This is a genomic window from Ruegeria sp. HU-ET01832, from assembly GCF_040371315.1.
In the GTDB taxonomy this organism is placed as follows: Bacteria; Pseudomonadota; Alphaproteobacteria; order Rhodobacterales; family Rhodobacteraceae; genus Ruegeria; species Ruegeria lacuscaerulensis_A.
Window position 1 is genome coordinate 528,451 of record NZ_BAABWL010000002.1, and the last position, 12,126, is coordinate 540,576.

Here is a 12,126-nt window from a genome sequence, read left to right on the forward strand (position 1 = left end):
CGGGCTCGCTGGGCCATCTATCTGGCGTGAAACTGAGGGACACGCCATGAAAATCGCCTTTCAGATGGACCCAATCGGGGCCGTGGATATCAATGCAGACAGCTCATTCCGACTGGCCGAAGAGGCGCAGGCACGTGGGCATTCGCTGTTTTTCTACGGACCGGATCAGTTGGCGTATCAGGAAGGGCGCATAACAGCACGCGGCCATGACATGACGGTGCAGCGTGTGGCAGGAAACCCGGCGAAACTGGGGCCTGAGCGTGAGGTTGATCTGGCTGATTTCGATGTGATCTGGCTGCGTCAGGATCCTCCGTTCGATATGCATTATATCACGTCAACGCATTTGCTGGACCGTCTGAAGGGCAAGGCGCTGGTGGTCAATGATCCGTTCTGGGTGCGCAATTACCCCGAAAAACTGCTGGTTCTGGATTTCCCCGATCTTACGCCGCCGACGACCATCGCGCGTGATTTACAGACGATCAAAGCGTTCAAGGAAAAGCATGGCGATATCATTCTCAAGCCGCTTTATGGCAACGGCGGTGCGGGCGTGTTCCGGCTGGATGCCAATGACCGCAACCTGACTTCGCTGCACGAGTTGTTCACGGGTTTCTCGCGCGAGCCGCTGATTGTTCAGAAGTTCCTGCCCGACGTCAGCAATGGCGACAAACGGGTGATTCTGGTTGATGGTGAGGCAGTCGGCGCAATCAACCGTGTGCCTGCCAAGGGCGAGACGCGGTCGAATATGCATGTGGGCGGTCGCCCGGAAAAGATCGGCCTGTCCGACCGGGATTTGGAGATTTGCGCCGCCATCGGTCCGTTGCTGAAGGAAAAAGGCCAGATCTTCGTCGGTATCGACGTGATCGGAGACTATCTGACTGAGATCAACGTGACCTCGCCTACCGGCATTCAGGAGTTGGAGCGGTTCGACGGTGTGAACGTCGCGGAAAAAATCTGGCAGGCGATTGAGGCCAAAATCTAAGACGCCGCCCGGGCGCTGATGCGAAAGCTCAGCGCCTCGGCCACGTGAGGTCGGCGGATATCTGGCGCGCCTTCAAGATCAGCAACGGTGCGCGCGACCCGCAGGATGCGGTGATAGGCGCGCGCCGACAGGCCGAACCGTTCGGCGGCTTTCAGCAACAGCTCTTTGCCTTCGGCGTCGGGGGCGGCGATTTCCTCCAACAACTTACCCTCCATATCCGCGTTCTGGCGGGGCTCCATGCCCTCAAACCGCTGCGCCTGCACAGTACGGGCGGCTTCGACCCGTGCGGCAACCGTGGCAGAACTGTCCCCCGAGGGCGGCAGGTCCAGATCGGTGAACCCGACCGGAGGCACCTCGATCCGCAAGTCGAACCGATCCATCAGCGGACCAGAAATGCGACCCAGATAGTCCTCGCCACAGACCGGCGCACGGGAACAGGCGCGGGCGGGGTCCGTCAGATAGCCGCATTTGCAGGGGTTGGCGGCGGCCACCAGCATGAAGCGACAAGGGTATTTCACATGGGCATTGGCGCGGGCCACCATGACCTCGCCCGTTTCAATCGGTTGGCGCAGGGTTTCCAAAACGGTGCGCGGAAATTCGGGGAATTCGTCCATGAACAGAACTCCGTTATGAGCCAAGGAAATCTCACCGGGTTTCGCGCTTCGACCACCGCCGACAATCGCTGCCATCGAGGCGGTGTGATGCGGTTCTCGGAATGGGCGGGAGCGGCTGATCCCGCCTTCGTCCAGCAATCCGCAGAGCGACTGGATCATAGAGGTTTCCAGCGCCTCGGATGGGGCCAAAGGCGGCAGAATTCCCGGCAGACGCGCGGCCAGCATGGATTTGCCCGACCCCGGCGTGCCGATCATGATCAGGTGGTGTCGCCCGGCGGCGGCAATTTCCAACGCGCGTTTGGCCCGTTCTTGCCCTTTCACATCGCGCAGGTCGCGCGCGCTGGGCGCAAGGCTGACCTCGCCGGGTTGGGCGGCGGATAAAGGGGCCTGACCTGAGAAATGCCGCACCACATCGCCCAGTGATGTGGCCCCGATAACCTGTGTAGCATCGACCCAAGCCGCCTCGGCGCTGGAGGCTTTGGGGCACAGCAGCGCGCGATCTTCGGCGGCGGCGGTCATGGCAGCGGGCAGAGCGCCGACCACGGGTACAAGCGATCCGTCCAGTGACAGCTCACCCAGCGAAACCGCGCCTTCGGCGGCGTCGGGAGGGATTATTTCCAGTGCGGATAGCAGCGCGACGGCGATGGGCAGGTCGAAATGGCTGCCCTCTTTCGGCAGGTCGGCAGGCGAGAGGTTGATGGTGATGCGTTTCGACGGCAGAGCGATGGCCATGGAACTGAGCGCGCTGCGCACGCGGTCTCGGGTCTCGGACACGGCTTTGTCGGGCAGGCCGACGATGGAAAAAGCGGGCAGGCCCGGCGCGACGGCGCATTGCACCTCGACCGGGCGGGCCTCAACCCCTTGGAAAGCGACGGTATGAGAGCGGGCGACCATGAACGACCTTTTTGGTTAACAGGTCGTTGCTGGCACGCAGGCGGTTTAGGAATCGTTAACGCCTGCGACCATGGCAGAGAATTTCGGCCAAGCGCCCGGGTCTGCGGCGGTTTTGTCACGGCAGAACGGGTTGCAGAAGCCCCAGATGCGGCCGTCCAGTTCAAGGAAATCTGTCACAGGGTCGCCGGAATAGGGGCATGTGGTGTTGACCGAGGGGCCTGCGTCCACAACGCGGGCTACGGGCGAGCCGACTGGCCAGGGTTGTGTTGCCAATCCCAGTGCGTAGGGGAAAGGGTCATAGGACACAGTCAATCCCATCGCGCGCCATTGGCGGACGGACAGGCCTGACAGTAGGTCAAGGCAATAGACCCGGTTTGCGTCCGAGACTGGCAGACCATAGCCGATAATCCGCGCGGCCACCGGCGTATAGAAGACATCCGCCAGGGAATAGTCGCCAAACAGCGGACCGGAGGTGGCCCCGGACACGCTGCGAGAATGGGCCCATAGGGTCTCGATCCGGTCAAGGTCGCGCAGGGTATCTGCTGAGGGTTCAAACCCGGTCCAGCAATGGTGCAACTGCATCGGGCATTCGCCGCGCAAGGCGGTGAACCCGGCCACCATCTCGGCGCATAACCAGCGCGCGGTGGCGCGGGCGGCTGGATCTGCAGGCCACAGCCCGGTGTCGGGATGTCGTTCGGCCAGAGTTTCGGCCATGGCGAGGCTTTCGCCTACCACCGTCCCGTCGGGCATGCGCAAGGCGGGCACCAGACGGGCGGGGGCGAGTGGCTTCACATCCTCGGCCATGGTGCCGGAATAGAGGCCGATCATTTGGGTTTTGTAAGGCAGGCCGAACTTTTCCAGCATCAGCCAGCCGCGCATGGACCAGCTGGAAAACAGGCGGTCTCCGATAAACAGATCATAGGTCATGCACGCAGGATGGCGTGGCCCGGCACGGCGGTAAATCAGAGATTTGTGCGCTGGTGCATCACGCGAGGTGATTGATCCGCCCGACCGACCAGCGATCCCCGTGATGGGTCAGTTCCGTGACCGAGAGGTTGTCGATCTTGTGGCTGAACGCCTCTTGTGCCGTCACGTCCAGCGCGCGCTGTACCTGTGTCAGGATCACGCCGAAATGCACCACGATGACCAGATCGCGCCCGCTATGATCGGCAATCAGCCGGTCGATCACGGCATCTACCCGCGTACGCACCTCGTTCCAGCTTTCGCCGCTTGGGGGCCGCACGTCGCCGGGATTGTCCCAATAGGCGAAGGCCAGTTCCGGGTCTTCGGCCTCAATCTCGCGGAAGCCGCGCAGCTCCCACGTGCCGAAATTGATCTCGCGCAGGTCGGGGTGATGGGGCAGGCGGGTGCGTGTTCCCTGAATGGCCGAGGCCGTATCCGCGGCGCGGGACAGGTCTGATGAGATAACAACCGCATCAGACGGCAGATGGTCATGCAAGCGCTGGATCGCCACTGTGTCGCTGAGATCAGCGGGCAGGTCGGACCAGCCGACCATGGTTTTGGCATGGGTCGGGCCGTGGCGGACAAGATGCAGGCGAGTCACGGCAGCTGTCCTTTCAGTACCAGAGGCAGCCCGGCTGTGACTTGCACCGCCAGATCGGCCTGCGCGGCCAATGCGATGTTCAGCCGTCCCTGTGCCTCGCGAAAGCGGCGGGACAGGGCGTTGTCGGGGACAATGCCTTGGCCGACTTCGTTCGATACGACTACAATCTGGGCTTTGCAGGTATTCAGCGCATCCAAAAGCAGGGCTTGTTCTTGTTCCAGATCGTTTTCCGCCAACATATGATTGGTCAGCCACATCGTCGCACAGTCAATCAGACAGACCTGATCCTGCGTCAGAGCGGCCAGAGCAGGGCGCAGGTCGAACGGAGCCTCGATCGTCGTCCAACCCTCCCCTCGTTGCTTCACGTGCGACTTCACCTTTTTGTGCATTTCATCATCAAGCACTTGTGAAGTCGCGAGGTAGATGCGGCTTTTCCCTGTTGAAACAGTGAGTTGTTCGGCAAATGCCGACTTTCCCGAGGCTGCTCCGCCTATAACAAAGGTCAAATCCGAACCCACTGGTGTTACCTTCCATGTGATCCACCCGGTTTTGTCCTGCGTATCGACCACAAGTCGACAAGGCAAGGCTGGCTAGGCCTGCGAAAATGGGAGGCTTCCATGGCTCTGGATAATACAAACGATTTTTCGATGTCGCGACAGGCGATGAAAGCGGAACTGCTGGATGCAGAAACCGAGCTGAAACTGGCGTATGCGTGGCGAGATCATCGCGACGAGCAAGCCCTGCATCGCTTGATTACCGCCTATATGCGGCTGGCGATTTCCATGGCGGCCAAATTCAAACGCTACGGCGCGCCGATGAACGATCTGATCCAGGAGGCCGGTCTGGGCCTGATGAAAGCTGCCGACAAGTTCGATCCTGACCGGGGCGTGCGGTTTTCGACCTATGCAGTCTGGTGGATCAAGGCCAGCATTCAGGATTACGTGATGCGCAACTGGTCGATGGTGCGCACCGGCTCGACCTCATCCCAGAAATCTCTGTTTTTCAATATGCGTCGTGTGCAGGCCCGGCTGGAGCGTGAGGCCGCGTCGGATGGAATGGATTTGGACCGCCATCAGTTGCATCAAATGATCGCCGCAGAAATCGGTGTGCCTTTGCGTGACGTCGAAATGATGGAAGGCCGCCTTTCGGGATCGGATTTCTCGCTGAATGCGGTGCAATCTGCGGATGAGGATGGTCGCGAGTGGATTGACGCGCTGGAAGATGAGCGCGAACAGGCTGCCGAAATGGTCGAAAACAGCCATGATATGGAACAGCTGCGCCATTGGCTGGTCGCCGCGATGCAATCGCTCAACGAGCGCGAGCGGTTTATCGTCCGCGAACGGAAACTACGTGAGCCTTCGCGTACCTTGGAAAGCCTGGGGCAGGAATTGGGTCTTTCAAAAGAACGGGTGCGTCAGCTTGAAGCGGCGGCATTCGTAAAAATGCGCAAGAACCTTGAAGCGCAATCGCGCGAGGTGCAACACTTCATCGCATGAGACAGTTTGCGATTCTGCTGTGCGCGTTTGTGGTTGTAGCCGGTATAGGCCGGGCTGAAGGTTTGATTCCGGATGACGTCGCCGATGCGATGCGTGCGGCTGACGTGGTGATCCTGGGTGAAATCCACGACAACCCGCAGCATCACATCGTCCAGAAAGAAGCATTAGAGATCGTCAACCCCTCGGCCGTGGTCTGGGAAATGGTCACCGAAGAGGGCGCGCAACGGCTGGCTCAGAAAGCTGCGACCAACCCCGAGGAATTGGACCGTATTCTGAAATGGGCCGAGATGGGGTGGCCTTCCCTCAGCATGTATTACCCGGTCTTTCAGGCTACTGATGCGCCGGTCTATGGGGCGATGGTTCCCCGTGCGGCGGCGCGCGCTGCAATGGAACGGGGTGCTGCCACGGCGCTGGGCGCGGATGCGGCGCGCTATGGGCTGACAGTGCCTCTTTCGGCTACGGATCAGGCTGCACGCGAGGCCGATCAACTGGCGGCGCATTGCGATGCGCTCCCGCAAGAGGCGCTGCCTCAGATGGTTGCAATCCAACGTTTGCGCGACGCGGTTCTGACGCGTTCGATCTTGCGTGCCGATGACGAAACAGGCGGGCCGATTGCTGTGATCACCGGAAATGGGCATGCCCGCAAGGATCGCGGGATTCCAACTTTCACGTCCCGGCTGCGCCCTGGTTTGAAAGTCTTTGTGTTGGGGCAGTCGGAGGATGGCGCGATCTCAGGCGAGTTTGACGCGGTGATCGACAGCCCTTCGGTCGAACGCGAAGACCCCTGTCTGGCATTCCAGACGCAGAATTAACCGCTGGAACTGTCTGGCCTGCTTGCCTAATGTCAGGGCCGACCGGGACGGGAAGGGCTGAACATGCTGGCATCGAAACGAATTCTGCTGATCATCGGCGGAGGCATCGCAGCCTATAAATCACTGGATCTGATCCGACGCCTGCGTGAACGCGGCGCGGCTGTGACCCCGGTTCTGACCCGCGCGGCTGAGGAATTCGTGACCCCTTTGTCTGTGTCTGCCTTGGCCGGAGAGAAGGTCTATCGCGATCTCTTCGATCTGACCGATGAGGCCGAGATGGGTCATATCCAACTGTCCCGCTCTGCCAATCTTGTAGTGGTTGCCCCGGCCACTGCCGATCTGATTGGCAAGATGTCCAGCGGGCTGGCCAACGACATGGCCTCGACCCTGCTGATGGCGACCGACACGCCAGTTCTGTGTGCCCCTGCGATGAATGTGCGGATGTGGGATCATCCGGCGACGCAGCGCAATCTGGCGCAGTTGCAGGCGGATGGCGTTCGCTTTGTCGGCCCGAACGAGGGCGATATGGCCTGTGGCGAATACGGCCCCGGCCGCATGTCCGAACCGCTGGAGATCGTCGCGGCGGTCGAGGCGCAGCTGGGCGGCGGCCCCTTGCAGGGCAAGCGTATTCTGGTCACTTCGGGCCCCACCCATGAACCCATCGATCCGGTGCGCTATATCGCCAACCGGTCCTCGGGCGCGCAGGGAACGGCGGTGGCGCGGTCGCTCGCTGCGCTGGGGGCCGAGGTGGTGTTTGTCACCGGCCCGGCGGATGTGGCTCCGCCCCAAGACGTGCAAGTGGTTGCTGTCGAGACCGCGCAACAGATGTCGGATGCGGTGGACGCCGCCTTGCCCGTGGATGCGGGCGTGTTTGCGGCGGCTGTGGCGGATTGGCGGGTGGCCAGCGCCTCGGACCGGAAGCTGAAGAAAACCCGTGACGGCCTGCCCGCGCTGGAATTTGCGGAAAACCCAGACATTCTGAAACGCGTCTCGCATCTGGAAACGGATCGCCCCGCGTTGGTCGTGGGCTTCGCCGCCGAGACCGATAACGTGATCGAACACGCGACCGCGAAGCGCGCGCGTAAGGGGTGTGACTGGATTGTGGCCAATGATGTCAGTCCCGCCACCGGCATCATGGGCGGGTCCGAGAATGCGGTTACGCTGATTTCGGACGCAGGGGCCGAAGAATGGCCACGTATGAGCAAGGACGCTGTGGCCGAGCGGTTGGCGCGCAAGATCGCCGACGCGCTGAGCGCGTGAGGGAAAGGAAACAAGATGGTTGCAATTCGCGTTATCCGCGAGGACGGCTCTGACCCCTCAGTACCGTTGCCGTCCTACGAAACCACCGGCGCGGCGGGGGCGGATGTGCGGGCCAACCTGCCGGGTGGTGCGTCGATGACGTTGGAGCCTGGCCAGCGCGCCTTGGTTCCCACCGGCCTGCGGATCGAAATCCCGAATGGCTATGAGGTGCAGGTGCGTCCAAGGTCCGGGCTGGCGTTGAAACATGGGATCACGCTACCCAACACGCCGGGTACGATCGACAGCGATTATCGCGGCCCGCTGGGTGTGATCGTGCTGAATGCCGGGCAGGAGGTGTTCGAGATCATCCACGGCGAACGCATTGCGCAGCTTGTCGTTGCTCCGGTCGTTCAGGCCACGTTCGAAACCGCCGATACGCTCAGCGACACCGAACGCGGCGCGGGTGGGTTCGGCTCGACCGGGCGCGGCTGATGCTGTTGGTTTTCATTCTGGCTGCCGGGCTGTGGGGCGTTGGCTATCTGGCTGGCGTGTCGCGCACCGCGCGGATGACATCCGTCGGCGTTTTGCTGTTGGGCGTGATCACGGCGCAGCTGGTTCTGCCGGACGGGCACCCCTTGCGTCAGGCGACTGGCGGCTCTGCAGCGATGTGGCTGATCTTGGGTGGTTTCGCGGTTCTGGTTCTGGTTTATGGAAGGGTGCTGAAAGCGTTGCGAAACCGTGCAACGCCCGCCACGAAGGAGCCCGCCATGCCATCCGACCAATTCTCTGAGACCGAACTGGAACGTTATGCCCGCCATATCGTACTGCGGGAATTGGGCGGGCCGGGTCAGAAAAAGATGAAACAGGCCCGTGTGCTGGTCATTGGCGCTGGTGGTCTGGGCGCGCCCGCCCTGCAATATCTGGCCGCAGCCGGGGTTGGAACCATTGGTGTGATCGACGATGACGAGGTCGAGAACGCGAACCTGCAACGTCAGGTGATCCACCGCGACGCGGATATCGGGATGCCCAAGGTGTTCTCGGCGCAGCAGGCCATGCAGGCGCAAAATCCTAATGTGATCGTTCTGCCCTATCACCGTCGTTTGACCGAAGAGATCGCGCAGGATTTGTTTGCCGATTTCGATCTGATCCTCGATGGGACTGACAATTTCGACACTCGCTATCTGACCAACCGCACGGCGGTTGCGCTGGGCAAGCCGCTGATCTCGGGTGCGCTGTCGCAATGGGAAGGGCAACTGAGCGTCTTTGACCCCGCTCATAACGCCCCCTGCTATCAGTGTATCTTCCCCGAGGCTCCGGCCTCCGGGCTGGCTCCTTCCTGCGCTGAGGCAGGCGTGATCGGCCCTCTGCCCGGCGTTGTGGGCTCGATGATGGCGGTTGAGGCGATCAAGGTGATCACCGGGGCGGGGCAGGCCCTGCTCGGTGAAATGCTGATCTATGACGCGCTTTATGGTGAAAGCCGCAAGATCACACTGTCACGCCGCGCCGATTGCCCGATTTGCGGTAAGTGAGCGCGCGCACTGGATCATTCCACTTCGTGTTCCTAGGTTGTGCTCAAAGGAGAGTTTCATGACCAACCCGATCCTGTCCGACTGGACCACACCGTTTGAAATCGCGCCCTTCGACACGATTGCCGACACCGATTTCGCCCCCGCATTGGACGCCGCCCTACAGGCTCACAACGCGCAGATCGACGCGATTGCAGGCGATCCCGACGCGCCGAGCTTTGCCAACACGGTCGAGGCGCTTGAGGCTGCGGGTGAGCAATTGGACAAGGTCCTGTCCGTCTTTTTCACCGTGGCCGGGGCCGACAGCAACCCGGCGCGTGAAGAGCTGCAGCGTGATTTCTCGCCCAAGCTGGCGGCGCATTTCTCGGGCATTTCGTCGAATAAGGCGCTGTTTCAGCGGGTGGCCGACCTGTGGGCCCGAAAGGATGATTTGAACCTGACCGATGAACAGGCGCGGGTTCTGATGCTGACCCATCGGGGCTTTGTGCGCGCGGGCGCAGCGCTGACCGGCGATGCGGACGAGCGGATGCAGGCAATCAAGGCGCGGCTGGCCTCGCTGGGTACATCTTTCACCCAGAACCTGCTGGCGGATGAGCGCGCGTGGTTCATGCCCCTGTCCGAGGATGATCTGGATGGTCTGCCCGATTTCGTCGTGGATGCGGCCCGCGCTGCAGGTCAGGAAAAGGGTGCGGACGGCCCGGTTGTGACCTTGTCGCGGTCGATCATCGTGCCGTTCTTGCAATTCTCGCCCCGTCGCGATCTGCGCGAGGTGGCGTATAAGGCCTGGGCCGCGCGTGGCGCCAAAGGGGGTGAAACGGACAACCGCGAGATCGCCGCTGAAATCCTTTCCCTACGCGAAGAACGCGCCAAGCTGCTGGGTTATGACAATTTCGCGGCCTACAAGCTGGAAACCGAGATGGCCCGCACACCAGACAAGGTGCGCGACCTGCTGATGCAAGTGTGGGAGCCCGCCAAGGCCCGCGCGGATGCGGATGCCGAGACCCTGACGCAGATGATGCAGGCGGATGGGGTCAATGGCCCACTGGCCGCGTGGGATTGGCGCTACTACGCCGAGAAACGCCGCAAGGCCGAGCATGATCTGGATGAGCCGGCGCTGAAACCCTACCTGCAGCTGGACCGGATGATCGAGGCCGCCTTTGCCTGTGCCAACCGTCTGTTCGGGTTGGAGTTCGCGCCGCTGGATGTGCCCCTTTACCACCCCGATTGCCGTGCGTGGGAGGTCACGCGCAATGGTCAGCATATAGCGGTATTCATCGGGGATTACTTCGCGCGCGGGTCCAAACGATCCGGCGCGTGGTGCAGCGCGATGCGGTCGCAGGCCAAGTTTCCTAAGGTGCAAGCTCCGGTCGTGATCAATGTCTGCAACTTCGCCAAGGGCGATCCGGCGCTGCTGTCATATGATGATGCGCGGACACTGTTTCATGAATTCGGCCATGCGCTGCATCAGATGCTGTCAGATGTGACTTATGAAAGCATCTCCGGCACATCAGTGGCGCGCGATTTCGTCGAACTGCCCAGCCAATTGTACGAACACTGGCTGGAAGTGCCCGAAGTTCTGGCCGAGTTCGCCACCCATGCCGAAACCGGCGCACCGATGCCGCAGGACATGCTGGACAAGGTGCTGAAGGCCGCCAATTTCGATCAGGGGTTTCAGACGGTCGAATATGTCGCCTCGGCGCTGGTCGATCTGGAATTCCACGACGGTGCGGCCCCCGCCGATCCGATGGAGAAACAGGCAAAGGTGCTGGAGGGTCTGGGAATGCCCCCGGCCATCGGAATGCGCCACGCCACCCCGCATTTCGCGCATGTGTTTGCGGGCGACGGCTATAGCTCTGGCTATTACAGCTATATGTGGTCCGAGGTCATGGACGCCGACGCCTTCGCTGCCTTTGAAGAGGCTGGAGGCGCATTCGACCCCGACCGCGCCAAGGCGCTGGAGGAAAACATCCTGTCCACCGGAGGCTCGCGCGAGGCCGAAGACCTGTATCTGGCCTTCCGGGGCCGGTTGCCGGGGGTCGAGGCGTTGCTGAAAGGACGCGGGCTAGTAGCCTAAAGCGCGGTCGACGAGGTGCAGGTAGGGTTCGCCCGCCTCGCCACGTCGAATGTTCTCAACGATCACCTGCGCGGCTGTCACTGGCCGCGTTTCCGAGGCGATATGCGGCGTGACCGTCACATTCGGATGCGCCCAATAGGGGTGGTCGATTGGCAAGGGTTCAACCCGGAAGACGTCCAGCGTGGCGTGGCCTATATGCCCAGCGTTCAGCGCATCCAGCAGGGCGTCGTCGTCGATCAGAGGGCCTCGGCCCGGATTGATCAGACATGCGCCCTTGGGCAGTAGGGCGAGGGTTTCCGCGTTCAACAGGTTCTCGGTCGCAGGGGTGTCGGGCAGCAGCAGAACGGCGATTTCGGTGCTGGCCAGCGCGTCGTGCAGCCCTTCATCGCCGTGCAGGCAGGTGACGCCGGGGATGTCCTTGGGCGAGCGGCTCCAGCCCGTGACGTTGAAACCCAACGCCGCCAGTGCCCGCGCGGATGCCTCGCCCAACATGCCAAGGCCCAGAATACAGACGGTGCGTTCAGGGGCCAGCGGTGGGGCCTCGGGTGTCCATGTGCCGTCTTGCAGGGTGATATGGCGGTCTATCCCCAGATGATAACGCAGCACATGGCCGACAACCCATTCGGTCATGCCTTGCGTCAGCCCGTGATCGACCATCCGCGCCAGCGGGACGGTCAGAGAGGCGTTGCCCGCGATCTTCTCGACCCCGGCCCAGAGGCTAAGCACGGCCTTGAGGTGCGTATAGGGGGTGAAATCCAGCAGCCCTCCATTCGGGGCATAGACCACATAGTCGACCTGATCGGCCGGCAGGTCGGTGGCAAGATGGGCATCCACGCCTGCTTGTTCCAACCCTTTGGTCAGCAGTGGTTCATACACGGGCCACAATTCAGGGCGCGCGGAAAACAGAACGTTTACGGGCATCGGGGGC

12 protein-coding genes are annotated in these 12,126 nt (G+C 61.8%); 7 read left to right on the plus strand and 5 right to left on the minus strand.

Annotated features, from left to right (window positions below; genetic code table 11):
• Window positions 1-46 precede the first annotated feature (46 nt).
• Complete coding sequence (gshB, locus tag ABWV79_RS07860) at window positions 47-979, plus strand: glutathione synthase (RefSeq protein ID WP_353391237.1); 933 nt, start codon at window positions 47-49, stop codon at window positions 977-979.
• Here gshB and ABWV79_RS07865 read toward each other — a convergent pair.
• The 4 genes from ABWV79_RS07865 to cobU are packed head-to-tail and all read right to left on the minus strand — an operon-like array spanning window position 976 to window position 4,569.
• Window positions 976-2,487 (minus strand): YifB family Mg chelatase-like AAA ATPase, encoded by a 1,512-nt coding sequence (locus ABWV79_RS07865; protein ID WP_353391238.1) that lies wholly within the window; start codon window positions 2,485-2,487, stop codon window positions 976-978. The genes gshB and ABWV79_RS07865 overlap by 4 nt on opposite strands.
• A 45-nt stretch (window positions 2,488-2,532) precedes the next feature.
• Complete coding sequence (locus tag ABWV79_RS07870) at window positions 2,533-3,414, minus strand: glutathione S-transferase (protein ID WP_353391239.1); 882 nt, start codon at window positions 3,412-3,414, stop codon at window positions 2,533-2,535.
• A gap of 58 nt (window positions 3,415-3,472) precedes the next feature.
• Window positions 3,473-4,051, minus strand: coding sequence for a histidine phosphatase family protein (locus tag ABWV79_RS07875; RefSeq protein WP_353391240.1), 579 nt, complete (start codon window positions 4,049-4,051; stop codon window positions 3,473-3,475).
• Window positions 4,048-4,569, minus strand: a complete 522-nt coding sequence (gene cobU / locus ABWV79_RS07880) for a bifunctional adenosylcobinamide kinase/adenosylcobinamide-phosphate guanylyltransferase (protein WP_502949852.1) — start codon at window positions 4,567-4,569, stop codon at window positions 4,048-4,050. Before cobU ends, ABWV79_RS07875 begins: the two co-directional genes overlap by 4 nt.
• 99 nt (window positions 4,570-4,668) lie before the next feature.
• Between cobU and ABWV79_RS07885 the strand changes: the two genes are divergently transcribed.
• The 6 genes from ABWV79_RS07885 (at window position 4,669) to ABWV79_RS07910 (ending at window position 11,198) form a co-directional block, all read left to right on the plus strand.
• Window positions 4,669-5,547, plus strand: a complete 879-nt coding sequence (locus ABWV79_RS07885) for an RNA polymerase factor sigma-32 (RefSeq protein ID WP_353391241.1) — start codon at window positions 4,669-4,671, stop codon at window positions 5,545-5,547.
• Window positions 5,544-6,359 (plus strand): ChaN family lipoprotein, encoded by an 816-nt coding sequence (locus ABWV79_RS07890; RefSeq protein WP_353391242.1) that lies wholly within the window; start codon window positions 5,544-5,546, stop codon window positions 6,357-6,359. Before ABWV79_RS07885 ends, ABWV79_RS07890 begins: the two co-directional genes overlap by 4 nt.
• A 63-nt stretch (window positions 6,360-6,422) precedes the next feature.
• Window positions 6,423-7,619 carry a bifunctional phosphopantothenoylcysteine decarboxylase/phosphopantothenate--cysteine ligase CoaBC gene (coaBC, locus tag ABWV79_RS07895; RefSeq protein WP_353391244.1) on the plus strand — a complete coding sequence of 399 codons (1,197 nt, stop codon included), beginning with the start codon at window positions 6,423-6,425 and terminating at the stop codon, window positions 7,617-7,619.
• Window positions 7,620-7,634: 15 nt separating this feature from the next.
• On the plus strand, window positions 7,635-8,090 hold the full coding sequence (dut, locus tag ABWV79_RS07900; RefSeq protein WP_353391245.1) for a dUTP diphosphatase: 456 nt from the start codon (window positions 7,635-7,637) through the stop codon (window positions 8,088-8,090).
• Window positions 8,090-9,127, plus strand: coding sequence for a HesA/MoeB/ThiF family protein (locus ABWV79_RS07905; RefSeq protein WP_353391246.1), 1,038 nt, complete (start codon window positions 8,090-8,092; stop codon window positions 9,125-9,127). Before dut ends, ABWV79_RS07905 begins: the two co-directional genes overlap by 1 nt.
• 58 nt (window positions 9,128-9,185) lie before the next feature.
• Window positions 9,186-11,198 carry a M3 family metallopeptidase gene (locus ABWV79_RS07910; protein ID WP_353391247.1) on the plus strand — a complete coding sequence of 671 codons (2,013 nt, stop codon included), beginning with the start codon at window positions 9,186-9,188 and terminating at the stop codon, window positions 11,196-11,198.
• Here ABWV79_RS07910 and ABWV79_RS07915 read toward each other — a convergent pair.
• Window positions 11,187-12,119, minus strand: coding sequence for a 2-hydroxyacid dehydrogenase (locus ABWV79_RS07915; protein ID WP_353391248.1), 933 nt, complete (start codon window positions 12,117-12,119; stop codon window positions 11,187-11,189). The two genes, ABWV79_RS07910 and ABWV79_RS07915, sit on opposite strands and share 12 nt — an antisense overlap.
• Window positions 12,120-12,126 lie beyond the last annotated feature (7 nt).